This window comes from Flavobacterium salmonis, assembly GCF_903819435.1.
In the GTDB taxonomy this organism is placed as follows: domain Bacteria; phylum Bacteroidota; class Bacteroidia; order Flavobacteriales; family Flavobacteriaceae; genus Flavobacterium; species Flavobacterium chungangense.
The window spans coordinates 250,527-268,424 of sequence record NZ_CAIJDP010000079.1 but is presented as its reverse complement, the minus strand read 5'-3'; the positions used below and the strand labels follow the sequence as shown (position 1 = coordinate 268,424).

Genomic DNA, 17,898 nt, shown 5'->3' with positions numbered 1-17,898 from the left:
AAGTCGAAAATGATATTAACAGAAGAACAAAAAAAAGGTCAGGATGTATTTCTTAGAATTATAACTGAAGCATGGGAGAATGATGAATTTAAAAAATCATTGCTTACTAATCCTGAAGAAACATTAGAAAAGTTTTTTGGAAGAAGTCTGCCAACAGGAAAAAAAATTAAGGTAACAGACCAGTCTAATCCGGAGTATATCTACATAAATATCCCTGTAAAACCAGAGCCTAAAGATGTAGAACTGGATGAAAAAAAATTGGATACTGTTAATGGTGGTGCTTCAAATGGAACAAGCGTGTCTGATCATGAAAGCTTGTACGATTCTTTGCGCAACATGTATAAGTAAATCATTAATGTCAGATATATCAGACTTTTTGTCTTAAACAGCAGTATGAATTCAAATAAATTAGTATAACCTTAAATAATACATTATGAAAAGAGCACTTTTTTTCTTAGGCCAGTTAGATAGCAGAGATGTAGAATGGATGATTCAGAATGGTCAAAAAATTGAATTAGGAATTGGTGAAAAATTGATACAGAAAGGTAATTTTATTGACAATCTATACATCATACTTTCCGGTCAATTGTCGGTATGTGCAGAAAATGGCGATAAAGAAGATATTGCAACATTAGGATCCGGAGAAGTTGTAGGCGAAATGTCATTTTTAGAAACAAGGCCTCCATCGGTTTCTGTAATTGCTACAAAAATAGCAACAGTATACAAGATTTCCAAACAGGCTATAGAAGTAAGGCTTTCTACAAATCCTGATTTTAAAGCCAATTTTTATTATGCGCTGGCATTATTTCTTTCTAACAGGTTAAGAAAAACGACAGATCAGTTAGGATATGGTACTCCGGAAGAAGAAGATTTAATAGATACTAAAATACTGGATCATGTGGCACAGGCCGGATCTCGTTTTGGGCAAATTTTAAATAGGTTTTCACAGGCATAATGATATATAAATCATAAAGATCAAATTTATATGAGAGCTTACTATTTCTTTTTTATATTATTGATTGTTGCTGCTAATAACCTCTATAGTCAGTCTAAAATTAAATGCGATTTGATTGAAATTTCCAGTATCGCATTCAATAAAAATCCAAATATTAAAAGCACTTATTATGCTATACAAACTGCAGAAGCAGGCGTTCAGGTACAAGCAGGTACATTTGATTATAATTTAAATTCGGCACTTACATACCAAACCGGCAGATATAATCTGTATGATGCTGATCCCAGAAACGAATTTATTGATCGTTCATTAAAATCCAATTCTGTAGATTTTTTTGCCAGTATTCAAAAAAGATTCCGAACATCACAAATTGCAGAAGTGGGGATAAAATATCTTTACAACGACAGCAATTTTCCGTATAATTCGTTTAATGAATTTGTAGGACCTTTTTATGGCAGGCACACAGGAGTGATTAATTTTTCATTAACCCAGCCACTTTTAAAGGGGCGGGGAAAAAGAATCGCTACAATGGGAGAAAGGATTTCCAGCCTTTATATCGATAAAAATAAGCATGATTACGAGTTTACAAATTCATATGAAATTTTACAAATAGGTATTGCTTATTGGAGTTACTATACGGCATATAAAAGCTTAGATGTTTACCTGCAAAATGAAACACGGGTACGAAATGTGTTGGAAATGACAAATGAACTGGTTAAAGCCGATAAAAAACCTCAGGGAGATCTTGCCCAAATTAATGCAGATTTAACCAATCAGGAAAGATTAACGGTTGTTGCCAGACAAAATTTATACAATACAAGACTAAATCTGGGTAGAGCTATTGGTTTATCTGATGAAGAAAGTCAGCAATTAGATGTTCCTGTGAATGATTTTCCGGCAGTTGGAGAGAGTGGTTATACAGAAAACATCAATAAAGAACCTTTTCTGAAAGCCGCCATAAATAACAGAGGAGATTTAAAAGCGGTTAAAAAAGTGACGGAGGCTGTAGAACTTCAGTATCAATTGGCTCAAAACAATTTGAAACCACAGCTGGATTTGACCGGTTTCGTTTATTATGGAAGTACCAGTAACGGAAACGGAATGGATAAAACCCTGACTTCTTTTGTAAATAATCAGGGACAGGATGTTGGAGGAGGGGCAAAATTAACTTTTTTATTTCCACTAAATAACAATGCAGCAAAAGGAAACTATTCGATCAGTAAAATTGCAGTAAAAGATCAGGAAATAATAAGTAATAACACACAAAGAAACATAGAATTAAATATCAATATTGCATTCAATAATTTAAGAAACAGCGCTTTAATTGTTGACAAAGCAAAAGAATCAATGGCGTTCTATCAGCAAGCTTTTAATAATGAACAGGAGAAATTTCAAATTGGTCTTACAACTCTTTTCAATTTGATGCAGTTTCAGGAAAGATTTACCTATTCAGAATTGGAATATCTGAATGCAGAGCAACAGTTTTCAAATGCAATTATAAGTCTCAGACACGAAACAGGGACACTTGTTTCTAAAGAAAAACTGGATTTTGGTATCCTTAAAAATACATTTTATACGGTTCCTACTATAGAAAATTAATAAAAAGAGAAATCATGTCAGCAAGTTTTTTCAGAAAATCGGCGTTAGAAAAGCTTTCTACTCCCGAAAAATTAGATCAGTTAATAAAAGTCACCGGGCCAAAAGCATGGATAGCCCTTACAACAGTTGCACTTGCATTATTTACCGCAGTAGTCTGGTCATTTGCGGGTACGGTAAAAACAAAATTAGATGCTGTTGGAGTGGTTTTAGGAGGTGAAGTTCATGAGGTTGTAGCCACTTCGCAAGGGCAATTGGTAGAATTGAAAGTAGGCATTGGTAATAAGGTAAAAAAAGGAGATATCATCGCAACCATAAAACAGCCTGACCTGTCCCAACAAATACAAGATGCAAAAGCAGTTGTTTCAGACAGAAAATTCGAGATGGGGAAATTATCATCGTACGGAAACCAGGGAACTCAACTGCAAAGCGAAATGATCAAACAGACTCGTGTCAGTATACAGGGTGAGATTGAATCAGAGAAAAAGAAATTATCGTTTTTAAACAATCAGCTGGAATCAGAGAATGTTCTTCTTAATAAAGGTTTGATAACAAAATCTGAAGTTGCCAATACAAAACAGCAAATTGAAGCTTCAAAAAATACGATTGAAAGACTGAAGGGCCAAAAAGTAGAAACATCAAACCAGCAGCATAATTTAGGTTTTGATATGCAGCAGAAAATTACGCTGCAAAATCAAAGAATAGCCGAAGCCGAAAGAAATTTACAGTTCCTCACAGAACGCTATGATATTCAGCGAAATATAAAAAGTCCTTATGATGGAGAAGTTGTAGAGGTTTTAACCGATGCGGGAGTTGTCGTAGGTGCAGGGACTCCATTATTTAAGCTTAAAAACCTCCATAAAACTGCAGAATCCAAATTAAAAGGAGTGCTTTATATCCCTTCTCAGGATGGAAAAAAAATTAAAAAGGGAATGGAAGCTTTAGTTGTTCCTTCTACCGTCCAGCCACAGGAATATGGCTTTATAAAAGGAAAAGTGACTTATGTTTCTGATTTTCCGGTAACACAACAGGGTATGCTAACCTCTGTTAAAAATGACCAGCTTGCAAAAGGTCTTTTAGCCGCCGGACCGCTATTTGAAGTTCATGTAGATTTTGAGAATGACCCCGATTCATATAGTGGTTTTAAATGGACTTCGGCAAAAGGGCCGGATGTTTTTATAAAAGAAGGCACCTCCTGCATGGGTAAAGTTACAATAAAAGAAGAACCTCCTGTAACTATTGTTGTTCCGGCATTCAAGAAATTTTTTGATCTATATTAATACATACAAATGGCAACCAGTACAACTTTTGTTATAGAAAAACAAGCCAGGCCCGTTAAGGTTCCAACTGTTTTACAGATGGAAAGTGTAGAATGTGGTGCTGCGGCTCTGAGTATCATTTTAGGCCATTTTGGAAAGTTTGTTCCTCTTGAAAAATTAAGAATAGCATGTGGAGTTTCCAGAGATGGTCTAAAAGCTACAAATATCATAAAAGCCGCCAAAGAGTTTGGACTTGAAGCAAAAGGATATGCAAAGTCTATAGAAAAGCTGATGCAGATTAAAACACCTGCGATTATTTTCTGGAATTTCAATCACTTTTTGGTTCTTGAAGGATTTACAAAAAACAGAGTTTATTTGAGTGATCCTGCACAAGGAAGATATTATGTAAGCCATCAGGAATTTGATGATTGTTATACAGGAGTTGTCTTAACTTTTGAAACCAATACAGCTTTTGAAAAAGGAAATGAGAAACGCGGTTTAATTTCGTCATTATTGTCCAGAGTGGCCAACTCTAAATTAAGTATTTCTTATATCATTTTAGCCAGTCTGTTTTTGGTGATTCCGGGGTTGATAATTCCTTCTTTTCTTAAAGTATTTATAGATAAATATTTGATAAACAGTTTTTCAGGATTTGTAATGCCATTGCTTTTGATCATGTCAGCAATCTTAATTATTAATTCGGTTTTGGTTTATCTCCAGCAATATTTTCTACTCAAATTAGAAACAAAACTGGCATTAGTTACATCCAGTAAATTTCTTTGGCATGTTTTTCACTTACCAATAGCATTTTTTACACAGCGCTACAGCGGAGAAGTAGGCAACAGGGTTTCTCTGAATGACAAAGTAGCCAAATTACTAAGTGGAGATCTGGCAAATGCAGCCTTAAATGTTATCGCAGTATTATTTTATGCGACCCTAATGTTTTCTTATAATGTTACCCTGACGTTAATTGGGATTTTTATGGCCGGATTAAATATTTTAATTCTTAGATATGTTTCCACAGCCAGAAAAGACGGAAGCCGCAGGCTTAGCAATGAAACGGGAAAGTTATTAGGCACAACAACTTCCGGAATTAGTATGATAGAAACCTTAAAAGCATCCGGACGAGAAAATGATTTTTTCACAAACTGGATAGGATATCTGGCAAAAGTAATGAATGCACAACAGGAATTAGGATGGCTAACGATTAGACTGAATGTTATGCCCAGTTTAATCACTTCATTAACAAACTCTCTGATTCTAGGAATAGGTGCATTGCAAATTATGAATGGCGAAATGACTTTGGGAGCTTTAGTTGCTTTTACTTATTTAATGTCAAATTTTATTAATCCTGTTAATCAGTTGGTTAGTGTAGGGACGTTGCTTCATGAGACTGAGAGCGATATGAACAAAATTGATGATGTTCTGAACTACGAGATTGATAATCAGTTTAGGGAAAAAGAGCAAAATGAAAATATCAAACAAGCTAATAATGAACAAAAAAGCAAATTAATTGGATATTTTGAAATGAAAAATGTCACATTTGGATACAACACCACTATGCCGGCATTGATTGAAAATTTCAATTTAAAGCTAAGACCAGGAAGCAGAGTCGCATTAGTAGGAGGTTCTGGAAGCGGCAAATCTACAGTAGCAAAGATTGCTTCCGGGCTTTATGATCCATGGGAAGGAGAAATATTACTGGATGCAAAAAATCGTGTAGATATTCCAAGACACATCATTACAAGTTCATTAGCAGTAGTAGATCAGGATGTAATTGTTTTTAACGGTACCATCAGAGAGAATATTTCTTTTTGGGACACCATGATTCCTGAAAAACACATTATAAATTCTGCCCGTGATGCAGTCATTCATGATGTTATTGCAGCCAGAAATGACGGATATGAAAGTAATGTAATGGAAGGTGGAACCAATTTTAGCGGAGGACAGCGTCAGCGTATTGAAATTGCAAGAGCTCTTGCCGTTAATCCGACTATTTTGGTAATGGATGAAGCTACAAGCGCTTTAGATCCTACAACAGAGAAAACAGTAATGGATAATATTAAAAAAAGAGGGTGTACCTGTCTGATTGTTGCCCACAGATTGAGTACCATAATGGATTGTGATGAAATAATTGTTATGGAATTCGGAAAAATCGTGGAGCGGGGCTCTCATCAGGAATTATTAAAATTGAATGGTGTTTATTCTCATTTGATCGAAACAAAATAAATTTAGTGATTATGTCAGTGAAAGAGAAAATACATATCAAGGTCGATAAGCCATTGATTCTTAATAATACAGACTGTTTCTGGATGATTATTTCGGGAGAAGTAAACGTGTTTCATACTAAAATTGATGAACAGGGAGAATACTTATGTGCCTTAAAATACCTTTATTCAGCAAAACAAGGGGAATTATTATTTAGTTTATTGCCTCATGAATGCGACAATAATATAAGACTGATTGTTTTTTCAAATGAAGCAAAATTATTAGCTATTCCAAAAAATGAACTTTTGAATGTGGATCGTTTCTTTTTAAAAAACATGATTAACAAATGGATTTTAAAAACTTCATCTGAATTAAGCTTCAACACCACACCAAGGGTTTACACAGCGCTTAATGATTTTGAAAATTTAAATTTAAAAGAAAATAATATTGCATATCCTTCTAATGGAATAAATTGGATAAGATTACTTAAAGGAAATATTTCAGTTTTTTCAGATGAAATTAATATATCCTCATCTAATAACGAACTTGTTTATCCCATACCAGTATCTAATAAATTATGGATAAAATCGGTATCTGATAACACAGAAATAAAAATATTAAGTACCAGTGAAGTTATTGAAGAAGAAATTAATTTTTTAATTTCTTTAGAAAAAATGCAATCCTATTTTTATAATCAGCTTAATAAAGATATAGAAAAGAACAGTAAATTAGAAAATACACACTTTATTGAGAAACTTACGAATGAGGAAGAAGAATTAGAGACTACGCTGGAAAAAATAAAATCTATAGTTACAGGCAATAAAAAAAATACTTCAATAGCATTCAATAAGATAAACAAACAGAGTGTATTTTTTTCGACATGTCAATTAATTGGGGGTTATAGCGGATTTAAACTTGAGGAACCAAAACATATTGAAACATTTCAAAATACGGCAAATAATCTGTTATATGCAATTGCAAAAAGCTCTAAAATAAGAGTACGCAAAATTATCTTAAGAGATGTATGGTGGAAAGAAGAAAACGGACATTTATTGGCTTTTTTAAAACCAAATAATACACCTGTTGCCCTAATACAAAAAAAATCAGATTCTTATTTGATCAAAAATTTAGAAACGGGTACAGAGTCTGTTGTAAATCAAAAAATCGCTGAGTCCTTAGAGCCAATTGCATATATGTTTTTTTCTGGATTCAATGTTAAAATGGATTCAATAAAAAAAGTATTACGCTTTGCGATGAACGGAGTCTTAAGAGATGCCAAATTATTAATTTTAGCCTCATTTGCCGGCAGTTTAATTGGTTTGTTGATTCCAATTCTATCGGGTATAATTTTTGACGATGTTATTCCAACAGCCGACAGATCAATCCATTTTGAAGTATTTAGCATTATGATCATTATTGGCTTAGTTTCGGCTGGTCTTCAGCTTGTTCAGGGCGTATTGCAAATGCGGGTTGAATCTAAATCCAGCATTAATTTGCAGGCCGGTGTTATGGACTACATTTTAAGATTGCCAGTAACTTTTTATAAAAAATATACAGCTGGAGATCTCACTAACAGAGTACTTAGTATTAATTCTATCAGGCAAATATTATCGAGTACATTGATGACAGCGGTTTTGAGTGGTGCATTTTCGTTCGTTAATCTTATACTTTTGTTTTATTACGATTCGGGTTTAGCCTGGGTAGGAGTATTTTTGGCTTTAGTCGCCGTTGTATTTATGATAGCAATGGGCTGTTTAAAGCTAAAATACGACAGAGAAGTTTCAAAATACCAGGGAGAAATTCAGGGTTTTCTTTTTGAGTTTTTATCCGGAATTAGCAAAATTAGAATTACAGGTGGTGAAAGAAGGGTTTTCGCACTTTGGGCGAACAAGTTTTCTAAACTAAAAACATTAGGATTCAGTTCCGGAAGTTATCAAAATTTTGTCGAAGTTTTTAATAGTTCTTATCCGCTTTTTACAAGTATTTTCTTTTTTTCGTTTATATATCATACCGTTCTAAATTCTGATAAAACAACAAGTATGCTAACCGTAGGGGCATTTATGGCTTTTATTACTGCATTCAATAAATTTTTAAGTGATAGTCTGAGGTTAAGTATGGCTTTTATAACTTCACTCAATGTTATTCCGCTTTATGAAAGGGTAAAACCAATTTTAGAAGAAGAAACCGAATCTGTTGAACAAAGTATTGATCCGGGAGAATTAGCCGGTGAAATTGAAATGAATTCGGTTTCATTTAGATATAACGAGAATCAGCCTTTGATTTTAAAAAATATTACTTTCAAAATTAAGCCAGGAGAAATGGTTGCCTTTGTAGGTGCTTCCGGCTCAGGAAAATCAACTATTATGAGGCTTCTTCTCGGATTTGAACATCCGGAAATGGGCTCTTTATTTTATGATGGAAATACTTTTGACACTATGAATAAAGAATTGGTAAGAAGACAAATAGGAGTAGTATTACAAAACGGGGCACTGATGTCGGGCAGTATTTATCAAAATATAGTAGGAAATTCAGAATTAACACTGAATGATGCCTGGGATGCCGCACGTATGGCCGGAATGGAAGAAGATATCAAAAATATGCCAATGGAAATGCACACTTTTATAAGTGAAGGAGCGGGAACATTTTCCGGCGGTCAAAGACAAAGGCTCATGATTGCAAGAGCTATTGTACACAAACCAAGATTGCTTTATATGGATGAAGCAACCAGTGCATTAGATAACAGAACGCAAAACATTGTAGCAGAAAGTCTGGATAAACTTCAGGCAACCCGTATTGTTATTGCACACAGACTGAGTACTATCCAAAATGCAGACCGCATTTTTGTTTTGGATAAAGGAGAAATTACAGAATCGGGAACTTATGAAGAATTAATGCAATTGAACGGCTTGTTCACACAACTTGCTAAACGACAAATAGCCTAATATGAATTCACCAGCCTCAAAACTGCCTGATAATTTTCCTTTTAAGTTATCTCCCGGTCTTAAAGAATATCTTTTTAATAAGTTTAAGACATTCAAAAAACCATTTTTTACTGAAGAAGTAGCTTGTGAATTTTGGCATGAACATTCAAAAAATAATGATGCTAATACTATATTTGATATACTAAAAAAATGCTATCCTCAACTCAATTTTCCGATTGAAACAGGAATCGAAAAATCTCAATTGTACAAAGACTTCGTTTTAAGAGGTAAAAAAGATTTCACAAATTTAAAAGCCTGCATGGAATTAAATGATCCCAAAAGTATAAAATTTGAAGTCAGTAAAAATTTAGCTGACAAAATACCTTACTTAACAATCTCAAATGAAGAAGATTTTGTAAGACTCATACAATCTTTATTGTACAAAAATAATCCTGTTGAAATTCCTCATTCAATGGGAGCAGTCTTAATAAACGGTATTAATAATTGGGAGAGAATTAATATTTTAAAAAATCGTTGGCTGGAAAAGAATCCGTTAGGTAACTGGAATCAGGAATTTTCGAATATGATACTTAATAAATCTTTATACAAGGATAAGTTGATTATTTTGAGCACAAAACCTTATAGCAATGTGTCTGCAAATCAACTGGGGTTAAATGATGATATATGGATTTCACATTCCATTTCGATTAGAAAGGAACATGAATTTACACATTTGTATACTTTAAAAAGATATGGATTAGCTTCAAACAATCTGCATGATGAGTTAATTGCAGATTATATAGGAATTATTAAAACTATAGGATATTTTGACAAAGGCTGGATGCTAAATTTCATGGGATTAGAAGAATATCCAAAGTATAGAAGAGGAGCGAGATTAGAAAATTATATAAAAGAAAACAGATTATCCCAGGAAGATTTTAAACAATTGATAACGATTATTAAAAATGCTATTGAAACCATCGCTATATTTGATAAAAAAATGGGCAAATTAATATCAGTCAAAGATCAAAGGTGTAGGATAGAGGCACTTTGTGAAACAGGTCTAACAATATTAGCTTCTCAAAATGGTTCTTCTGTACTACTGGATAATTACTATGAGAGCTTTAATATTCACGAAAGTGTTGACTTAGAATTCCCAAATTAATTATATTATTTACTGACTAAAATCTTTTTCATCTTTAATTTCCTGTTCTATTTTTTTATTAATGTTGATTTTCGCATTTGTAAAAACAAAAAGGGTTGTTTTGAATTCTCTTGCGTATTTATTGGTAATTTCTCCTGCTTTAAAAGCGGATTGAAAATACGGACTAGTTTCTTTAAGTTCAGTACTGTTTTTCTCAAACTCTTTAATTCTTATCAGGTTTTTATATTGAACTTTGAGATTAAACCAATTTACATAATCAGCATTAAAAGAAACTGCTTTGATGCCTTTTTTTGTATAATAATTAATAGCTCCCGCTTGTCCGTAATTATCACAAAGCACTAATGTGTTTTGTTGATTGCCTAAAACACTATAAACAGAATCGGTTTTTCTGGCGAGTTCTTTCCACCCAAGCATATCTGCAAAATCCTGTGGCAAAACATGATCTTTCCCGTCTTCCCAGCGAAGCATTCCCAGTTTTTGATATTTCTCTGGATTGGTACTTATTTCCTGAGGACTTTTATTTGGAAAAGCAACATCATAAATTGGAATAAACAGCAATAAAGGAATCGCTATAAATATAGGCTGCAGAAAACGTTTCCAGCCAAATTTTAGAAATTCTCCCAAAAAAGCGGCTCCAAAAGCAATATAAACGGGATATAGCCCAATAGCGTAATAAGCTTTGGCTTTAAAACATATAAAGACAAGAAGTGTAAAAATGACAGAGGTAAAAAAGAATTTATACTTTTTGAAAGGTTTAAAAAACAACAAAGCATAAAAACCTGAAAGAATAACTAACAGCCCGCCAATAAAAAATAGCAATTGTTCTTTTAAAAATTCAACACGGTCAACATTCACCAGTTGTGTTTCTGCCAATTCTTTCATATGATGTACAATAGGAAACTGGTTATTATACTGCCATAAAATATTGGGTAGAATCAATATCAGTCCAAAGAATAAAGCTAAATAGAGTTTTTTTTCTGCTAAAATTTGTCTTTGGTCAGAAAGCAAGATAGCCGGGATCAAACCAATAAGTAAGAAAATAATATTGTATTTATTTAAGAAACCGATTGCAAATACCATTGCTGCCACATAAAACCACTTTGTTTTTTGAGTTGCAACATATTGAATAATCACATAATAAAAAGCTGTCCAGCACAATACATCAAACGAATTAGGTTGAAACAGCATATTAATTCGCAGCAACGAGGAAAATAAAATACACACTGAACCCAAAATCTGTGCGTATAAATTTCCTTTTAAAGTTTCAATTGTTTTCCAAACCACAATAAGCGTTAAAACTCCAAACAAAGCAGGAAAAAACTTCACCCAGAAAACAGAATTTCCAAGCATAAGAATTATATAAGAAATCCATGAAGTGAGAGGAGGAACTGATAAATATCCCCAGGCTAAATGATTTGCCTGATCAAGATGCAAATATTCGTCTCGTTGCAGGTCATATTCAGGACTTAGCAAAACATATTGCAAAACAAATTTAAGAACAATAAATCCAATTAAAACGATTGTTTTTTTAGTCATAATGCTTAGTCGCTTAATTATAATTAGTTCAATTAGGTATTGAAATCCTGTTGAAAAATTAATAACATTTCAGGAAAAATGTGACTACTTAGAATACGATTTGTAAACATCACTTTTGAGCATTTCTTTTTCTTTTTCACGATCAATAGCTTTAAATTCTTTCTCAAAATTGCCTTTAAAATTCTTTTTCAAATCTGTTACACCTAATTTTTCTAAGCAATACAAATACTTGTAAAGAGATTTATCAATTTTTGAATAAGTAGATGTATACCAGAATAATTGTGCAGCAAAATCATAAACTTCCATATCTATTGCGATATCTGCGTATTTATAAATGTCCTCGATTTTATTGTCTTTATTTCTAAATAATGTATCAATCAGACTTCTTCTGTAATGCTGATATGCTTCTCTGGCATCTTTTGCACTCATGTTTACATTATATAAAGGATTATGGCTAAAAATATTACCTTTTATTTTTTCCCAATTTTCAAAACTATTCAGATGTTTGTTTCCAAGTTTATTATTCAGTTCAGACTGAGAATAAAATAATTCAAAATTTGCCCACGCTGAATTCGGATAATTTTTAAGTATTTCAGTGTAGATTTCAATAGCTTTTTCAAATTCTCCTTTATCATGTTCTACAATTCCTTTCTGAATTTCAGAAGCTAACTGATTATTGAATAAACTTAGTCTTTCCTTTAGATGAATTAAAAAATTATCGGCATACGTTTCACGCTTAGAAAAAAATTGTACAATTTCGAGATATTTCAAAGCATAATCAAATTCACCCTGAGAAATAAGCATGAAAATTTTCGTAACTGGAATCAGTTCATTGCTTTGTTCCATTTCCATTGTGGCACGCCAATAGTCAGAATTATTAGCTGTTAGTTTAGTAATGTCCTGATTGTTATTAAAATTAATATTGGCGACCAGGTTTCCGAAATTTTTCACTCCGGCAAATTTTTCATCCACAATTGTCTGATAGGAACTTAAAACTGGTAAAGCTTCCTTTATTGCGAAGCTTTTATTCATCTCAAATTTCCCTTTCAAATCTGCCTTTTTATAATCTTCTAGGGATACATCTTTTATTACAGGAGCATCATTTTGTGAAAATAACATAGAACTAAATAAAAGAATACAAAAAGTAATGTTTTTCATTTTTTAAGATTTAAAGAGATTTTAAAGGATTTGATATAATGATTTCTTTGACGAATGTAGGAAAATTTATAGTGTACTTTCCAATCAGGTCAGCTTAATTATTTAAATATTTTATTGAATAACCAAGGAATAGGTTCGTAATGGTTTAAGATAGATTATATACATTTAACATCTGTAATAATTATAATCTAAGATGTTAATATAAAAACATAAAAATGAAAATTAAAAGAGAACTTATTTATTTCGTTTCAGTACTTATATTCGCTTTTTTATGTTTAAAATTTCCTCAAAACAGGCATGATAAAAATAGCAACATAAAAACCAACCAATTGCCTAAAGAAGAAATGCTGTCGGAGGAGACATTAAAATCAATCGATTCTTTAAATAAAAGTATAGATTCACTTACGATTAAAAATAACACTAAAATAGGACCGGTTATAGAGGTGAAAATTAATTGATGAGTTTGAAATATTTTTAAGTAAATATTGTAATACAAATGATTACAGGTCAATCTTAGTAGCCATAAAGCTTTCTACGCCAACAATAATATTTCTAAAATATAAAAACTGCAACCCTAAAAAAGTTGCAGTTTTTATATTTAATAGAACTCTTAAAGCAAAGGAGCAAACTATGGATAATATGTCTATAGTTTTGAATAATGCGTCCATCTCTCAAAGGTTTTATATCAATAATTTTATCGTTAGTTAAACATCTGATTTTATTTGATGGTTATCAGATGGTATAAAGTGTTTCATGTCCATTATTGCAATCAATACTGGATTAAAATGAGTTAGTTTTTGTGTTAGTTAAAGGGAGATTTATTAATGATCTCCCTATTTTTTGTACTTATATTTTAAGTAATAATTTGATTTTAATCTAATATAATATATATGAGAAGTGAGTGTTTGAATATTAAAAATTATAATGCTTTGAAGAATAACGTTATTCTGTTTTTTGTGATGCTGTTTTTTTTAGCCCCTAATGGATATTGCCAAAATAAAGAAAATACAAAAAGTGCCAGAGCGGTAATAGAAAGACTAATTGGCAATCGGGCAAAGGATTTTGATTTAAATATTGCGCAAAGCAAAAACCAAAGCCAGGATTCGTTTGAAGTAGAATCAGCAGGTAATAAGATAATAATTAGCGGAACTTCAAATGCTTCAATTTGTTATGCAGCTTATACTTTTCTAAAAGATATTGGGGCAGTTTCAATTAGCTGGGAAGGAAACCGGATTGATTTGCCTAAAACATGGCCTAAATATTCCAAAAAACAAGATACTCCTTTTAAATACAGAAAATATTTAAACGCCTGTACATTTGGTTACACTACACCCTGGTGGGATTGGAAACGATGGGAGCAGGAAATTGACTGGATGGCACTACACGGGATTAATCTGCCTACCGCTTTGGAAGGTCAGGAATCAATCTGGCAGCAATTATGGAAAGAGTATGGATTAACAGACAAGCAATTGCAGGAACATTTTACAGGACCCGCATTTTTACCCTGGCAGCGAATGGGGAATATAAATACCCTCGACGGACCGCTGCCACAGGAATGGATTAATAAAAAGCAAAACATTCAGAAGAAACTATTGCAAAGAATGAGGGATTTGGATATGCATCCGGTAGTACCTGCTTTTAGTGGTTATGTACCTAAAGCTTTTGCAGAGTCACATCCCAACTCAAAAATCAGTGAATTAAAATCATGGTCAGGTGGAGGTTTTGAAAGCACTTATTTATTAGATCCCAATGATCCCTTGTTTAAAGAAATAGGAAAACGATTTATAGAAATCTACACTCAGGTATATGGGCCGTCTGACTTTTATCTGGCCGATTCTTTTAATGAAATAACGCCACCGGTTTCAGAACAAAATAAATACGAAGAACTCGCAGATTATGGAAATACCATTTTTGAAACTATAAATGAGGCTTCCCCAAAAGCAACCTGGGTAATGCAGGGATGGCTTTTTGGTGATAATAAGGAGTTCTGGACAAAAGAAGCCACGAAAGCTTTTCTGAGTAAAGTACCCAATGACCGAATGATTGTTCAGGATTATGCAAACGACAGATATAAGGTATGGGAAAATCAGGAGGCTTTTTACGGAAAACAATGGAGTTATGGTTATGTACATAATTATGGAGGATCGAATCCTGTTTATGGAGATTTAAATTTTTATAAAAATGAGCTTACAGGCTTATTAGACAATCCTCATAAAGGAAATCTTGTAGGTTATGGTGTAATGCCCGAAGGCCTGAATAATAACTCTATAGTTTACGAATATATTTATGATCTTCCATGGTCACAAGGAAAAGAACCTGTAAATGACTGGCTAAAAAAACATTTAAATGCGAGATATGGAAAAACTTCAGATGCTGTTTTTCAGGGTTGGCAATTGTTAATCGAATCTGTTTACAGTACTAAATATTGGGAAACCCGCTGGTGGAATGACTGGGCAGGTGCTTATTTGTTTTTTAAAAGACCTACGCTGAAAATAACCGAATTCAAAGGTAATCCGGGAGATATGGATAAACTAAAACAAGCTCTGGATATTTTAAATAAAGAAAGTAAAAACTACAATAAAAATAAGCTGTATAAATATGATCTTATAGACGCGTCCAGACATTATTACTCACTGTATATTGATAAAATGCTGATAGAATGTGTAAAAGCTTATGAATCAAAAGACATTCAAAAAGGAGATGAGTTATTAAAAAAAATAGAAAAAACAGCATTGAATATTGACAGTATGATGTCTGCTCAACCTTTGAATAGCCTAAAAAACTGGGTAAAATCGGCATCAGATTACGGAACAACCCCTGAAGAATCCAGATTATATGTAAAAAACGCCAAAACATTAATAACGCTTTGGGGCGGAGAAGGACACCTGAATGATTACGCTTCAAGAGCCTGGAAAGGAATGTATAAGGATTTTTATTGGCCAAGATGGAAAATGTTTTTGGAGTCACAAAGAGAATCAGCTCTTAATAAAACAGCATTCGATGAAGAAAAAGTAAGAGCATCGATAAAAGAATGGGAAACAAAATGGAGCGAAAGCAGCGAAATGTAGTAGGGATTATAATCAAATATTAACAATAAAAAATAAAGCAATGTTAAAAAGCAGTATAGACAAAGCAACAAGTTTTGAAAAGCGATTTGAGAATATTGGTACTGTGGTTTATGAAAATTCAGTGATAGCATCTAAATCAGTAGCCAATGAAATAGCAGGTCTGATTAGAGAAAAGCAGTCTCAAAATCAGTTATGTATATTAGGTCTCGCCACAGGATCAAGCCCAAAGAGTTTGTATGCAGAGCTGGTTCGGCTTCATAAAGAAGAAGGTTTGAGTTTCAAAAATGTAGTTTCATTCAATTTAGATGAATATTACCCTATGGAACCCGATTCTATCAATAGTTATGTGCGTTTTATGAAGGAGCTCCTATTCAATCATATTGATATTTTACCGGAGAACGTTCATATTCCGGATGGCACTTTATCAAAAGAAGCAATAGGGGATTACTGTGCTAATTACGAAACGAAGATCGAAGCACTTGGAAGTATTGATCTGCAGGTTTTGGGAATTGGAGGAAATGGTCACATCGGATTTAATGAGTCAGGTTCACTTCAAAATTCAAAAACACGTTTGGTAGCTTTGGATCATATTACGCGTGTTGCAGCCAGTAACGATTTTTCAGGCCTGAATAACACACCAAGAACTGCCATTACACTGGGAGTTAAAAAAATTATGGAAGCCAAAAGAGTGATACTTCTGGCATGGGGCGAAGGAAAATCAAATATTATTAAAGCATCTGTAGAAGGTACAGTAACTAATCTCGTACCGGCAACTTTTTTACAAGAACACAGTAATACCACATTTGTACTGGATAAAGCCGCAGCTTCAAAGCTAACACGTATTAACACACCATGGCTTGTTGAAAAAGTAAACTGGACAGACAATCTTATACGAAAAGCAGTTTTAGGTTTGGCTTTACATCTAAAGAAACCAATCTTAATGCTTACAGATGCTGATTACATTGAAAACGGAATGAGTGATCTACTGGCAGATTTAGGTCCGGCCTACGATATCAACATTAAAATTTTCAACAAACTGCAAAACACTATTACCGGATGGCCAGGCGGAAAACCAAATGCCGATGACAGTAAAAGACCGGAAAGAGCAGAACCTGCCAAAAAACGTGTCCTTATTTTTAGTCCGCATCCAGATGATGACATTATAAGTATGGGAGGAACTTTCAAGCGCCTGCATGAACAGGGACATGAAGTACATGTTGGGTATCAGACCTCAGGGAATATTGCAGTTGCTGATGATGAAGCATTGCGATTTGCCGGTTTTGTTTGTGACTATAATGATAAATTCGGTATTAAAAGTGTTGAGGCCGATGATATTTATAAAGAGTCCTTGAGATTTCTACAAAATAAAAAGAACAGCGAAATTGATATTACCGAAGTTAGAAACATTAAAGGATTAATCCGAAAAGGAGAAGCACAGTCTACTTGTTACTTTGTTGGAATCCCGGATAGTCAGATTCATTTTATGGAACTTCCGTTTTATGAAACCGGAACAATTGAGAAAAAACCGCTTGGAGAAGAAGATATTCAAATTACGATGGATCTGATTGAAAAAATTAAGCCTCATCAGATATATGCTGCTGGAGATTTAGCAGATCCACACGGAACACATAAGGTTTGTCTGGATGCTGTTTTTGAAGCAGTAACACGTTTGAAAACAAAAGATTTTATGAAAGACTGCTGGGTTTGGCTTTACAGAGGTGCATGGCAGGAATGGGGAATTGATGAAATTGAGATGGCTGTACCAATGGGACCGGATCAGGTCATGGAAAAAAGAAAAGGAATTTTTAAACATCAGTCTCAAAAAGACGGAGTCGTTTTTCAGGGTTCAGACAGCAGGGAATTTTGGCAAAGAGCCGAAGACAGAAACAAAGAGACCGCAGATTTGTATCATGAACTTGGATTAGCTCATTATGCAGCAATGGAAGCTTTCGTAAGATGGATGTATTAATAAGATTTTAGTTATATAATTTTATAAAAAAAAGCTTCGTAAGTCCTTATTTTATTGGGGTTA

At 33.4% G+C, this 17,898-nt stretch carries 13 protein-coding genes; 10 read left to right on the top strand and 3 right to left on the bottom strand.

Annotated elements, in window-relative coordinates:
- Positions 1-9: 9 nt before the first annotated feature.
- The 7 genes from FLACHUCJ7_RS17515 to FLACHUCJ7_RS17485 all read left to right on the top strand — a co-directional run bounded on the left by FLACHUCJ7_RS17515 (position 10) and on the right by FLACHUCJ7_RS17485 (position 10,104).
- Positions 10-348 carry an NHLP leader peptide family RiPP precursor gene (locus tag FLACHUCJ7_RS17515; RefSeq protein WP_180909815.1) on the top strand — a complete coding sequence of 113 codons (339 nt, stop codon included), beginning with the start codon at positions 10-12 and terminating at the stop codon, positions 346-348.
- Positions 349-433: 85 nt separating this feature from the next.
- A complete protein-coding gene (locus FLACHUCJ7_RS17510; RefSeq protein ID WP_180909814.1) occupies positions 434-955 on the top strand; it encodes a cyclic nucleotide-binding domain-containing protein in 522 nt (173 codons plus the stop codon).
- A gap of 30 nt (positions 956-985) precedes the next feature.
- The gene (locus FLACHUCJ7_RS17505) at positions 986-2,554 is read left to right on the top strand and encodes a TolC family protein (RefSeq protein WP_180909813.1); all 1,569 of its coding nucleotides are present in this window, start codon (positions 986-988) and stop codon (positions 2,552-2,554) included.
- Positions 2,555-2,568: 14 nt separating this feature from the next.
- Positions 2,569-3,831: an NHLP bacteriocin system secretion protein gene (locus FLACHUCJ7_RS17500; protein ID WP_180909812.1), complete on the top strand. Its 1,263-nt coding sequence runs from the start codon at positions 2,569-2,571 to the stop codon at positions 3,829-3,831.
- Positions 3,832-3,840: 9 nt separating this feature from the next.
- Complete coding sequence (locus FLACHUCJ7_RS17495) at positions 3,841-6,039, top strand: NHLP family bacteriocin export ABC transporter peptidase/permease/ATPase subunit (RefSeq protein ID WP_078228145.1); 2,199 nt, start codon at positions 3,841-3,843, stop codon at positions 6,037-6,039.
- 11 nt (positions 6,040-6,050) lie between these two features.
- A complete protein-coding gene (locus tag FLACHUCJ7_RS17490; RefSeq protein ID WP_219634128.1) occupies positions 6,051-8,960 on the top strand; it encodes an NHLP bacteriocin export ABC transporter permease/ATPase subunit in 2,910 nt (969 codons plus the stop codon).
- Position 8,961: 1 nt separating this feature from the next.
- Positions 8,962-10,104 carry a DUF7005 family protein gene (locus FLACHUCJ7_RS17485; RefSeq protein WP_180909811.1) on the top strand — a complete coding sequence of 381 codons (1,143 nt, stop codon included), beginning with the start codon at positions 8,962-8,964 and terminating at the stop codon, positions 10,102-10,104.
- Positions 10,105-10,113: 9 nt separating this feature from the next.
- Here the strand turns inward: FLACHUCJ7_RS17485 and FLACHUCJ7_RS17480 are convergent, their stop codons facing one another.
- Positions 10,114-11,640, bottom strand: coding sequence for a glycosyltransferase family 39 protein (locus FLACHUCJ7_RS17480; RefSeq protein ID WP_180909810.1), 1,527 nt, complete (start codon positions 11,638-11,640; stop codon positions 10,114-10,116).
- Between the two features lie 84 nt (positions 11,641-11,724).
- Complete coding sequence (locus FLACHUCJ7_RS17475; RefSeq protein WP_180909809.1) at positions 11,725-12,798, bottom strand: hypothetical protein; 1,074 nt, start codon at positions 12,796-12,798, stop codon at positions 11,725-11,727.
- 215 nt (positions 12,799-13,013) lie between these two features.
- Between FLACHUCJ7_RS17475 and FLACHUCJ7_RS17470 the strand changes: the two genes are divergently transcribed.
- Positions 13,014-13,256 (top strand): hypothetical protein, encoded by a 243-nt coding sequence (locus FLACHUCJ7_RS17470; protein WP_031453592.1) that lies wholly within the window; start codon positions 13,014-13,016, stop codon positions 13,254-13,256.
- Positions 13,257-13,298: 42 nt separating this feature from the next.
- Here FLACHUCJ7_RS17470 and FLACHUCJ7_RS17465 read toward each other — a convergent pair whose 3' ends face one another.
- Positions 13,299-13,466 carry a hypothetical protein gene (locus FLACHUCJ7_RS17465; RefSeq protein ID WP_219634126.1) on the bottom strand — a complete coding sequence of 56 codons (168 nt, stop codon included), beginning with the start codon at positions 13,464-13,466 and terminating at the stop codon, positions 13,299-13,301.
- A gap of 222 nt (positions 13,467-13,688) precedes the next feature.
- Here FLACHUCJ7_RS17465 and FLACHUCJ7_RS17460 point away from each other — a divergent pair, with 222 nt between their 5' ends.
- The gene (locus tag FLACHUCJ7_RS17460; protein ID WP_180909808.1) at positions 13,689-15,866 is read left to right on the top strand and encodes an alpha-N-acetylglucosaminidase; all 2,178 of its coding nucleotides are present in this window, start codon (positions 13,689-13,691) and stop codon (positions 15,864-15,866) included.
- Positions 15,867-15,906: 40 nt separating this feature from the next.
- Positions 15,907-17,835 (top strand): glucosamine-6-phosphate deaminase, encoded by a 1,929-nt coding sequence (gene nagB, locus FLACHUCJ7_RS17455; RefSeq protein WP_180909807.1) that lies wholly within the window; start codon positions 15,907-15,909, stop codon positions 17,833-17,835.
- Positions 17,836-17,898 lie beyond the last annotated feature (63 nt).

Excerpts from the sequence above, each read along its gene's own strand:
- FLACHUCJ7_RS17500 (WP_180909812.1), top strand. The coding sequence starts at position 2,569 with ATGTCAGCAAGTTTTTTCAGAAAATCGGCGTTAGAAAAGCTTTCTACT.
- FLACHUCJ7_RS17515 (WP_180909815.1), top strand. The coding sequence starts at position 10 with ATGATATTAACAGAAGAACAAAAAAAAGGTCAGGATGTATTTCTTAGA.
- FLACHUCJ7_RS17475 (WP_180909809.1), bottom strand. The coding sequence starts at position 12,798 with ATGAAAAACATTACTTTTTGTATTCTTTTATTTAGTTCTATGTTATTT.
- FLACHUCJ7_RS17460 (WP_180909808.1), top strand. The coding sequence starts at position 13,689 with ATGAGAAGTGAGTGTTTGAATATTAAAAATTATAATGCTTTGAAGAAT.
- FLACHUCJ7_RS17510 (WP_180909814.1), top strand. The coding sequence starts at position 434 with ATGAAAAGAGCACTTTTTTTCTTAGGCCAGTTAGATAGCAGAGATGTA.
- FLACHUCJ7_RS17485 (WP_180909811.1), top strand. The coding sequence starts at position 8,962 with ATGAATTCACCAGCCTCAAAACTGCCTGATAATTTTCCTTTTAAGTTA.
- FLACHUCJ7_RS17470 (WP_031453592.1), top strand. The coding sequence starts at position 13,014 with ATGAAAATTAAAAGAGAACTTATTTATTTCGTTTCAGTACTTATATTC.
- FLACHUCJ7_RS17505 (WP_180909813.1), top strand. The coding sequence starts at position 986 with ATGAGAGCTTACTATTTCTTTTTTATATTATTGATTGTTGCTGCTAAT.
- FLACHUCJ7_RS17490 (WP_219634128.1), top strand. The coding sequence starts at position 6,051 with ATGTCAGTGAAAGAGAAAATACATATCAAGGTCGATAAGCCATTGATT.
- nagB (WP_180909807.1), top strand. The coding sequence starts at position 15,907 with ATGTTAAAAAGCAGTATAGACAAAGCAACAAGTTTTGAAAAGCGATTT.
- FLACHUCJ7_RS17480 (WP_180909810.1), bottom strand. The coding sequence starts at position 11,640 with ATGACTAAAAAAACAATCGTTTTAATTGGATTTATTGTTCTTAAATTT.
- FLACHUCJ7_RS17495 (WP_078228145.1), top strand. The coding sequence starts at position 3,841 with ATGGCAACCAGTACAACTTTTGTTATAGAAAAACAAGCCAGGCCCGTT.
- FLACHUCJ7_RS17465 (WP_219634126.1), bottom strand. The coding sequence starts at position 13,466 with ATGGACGCATTATTCAAAACTATAGACATATTATCCATAGTTTGCTCC.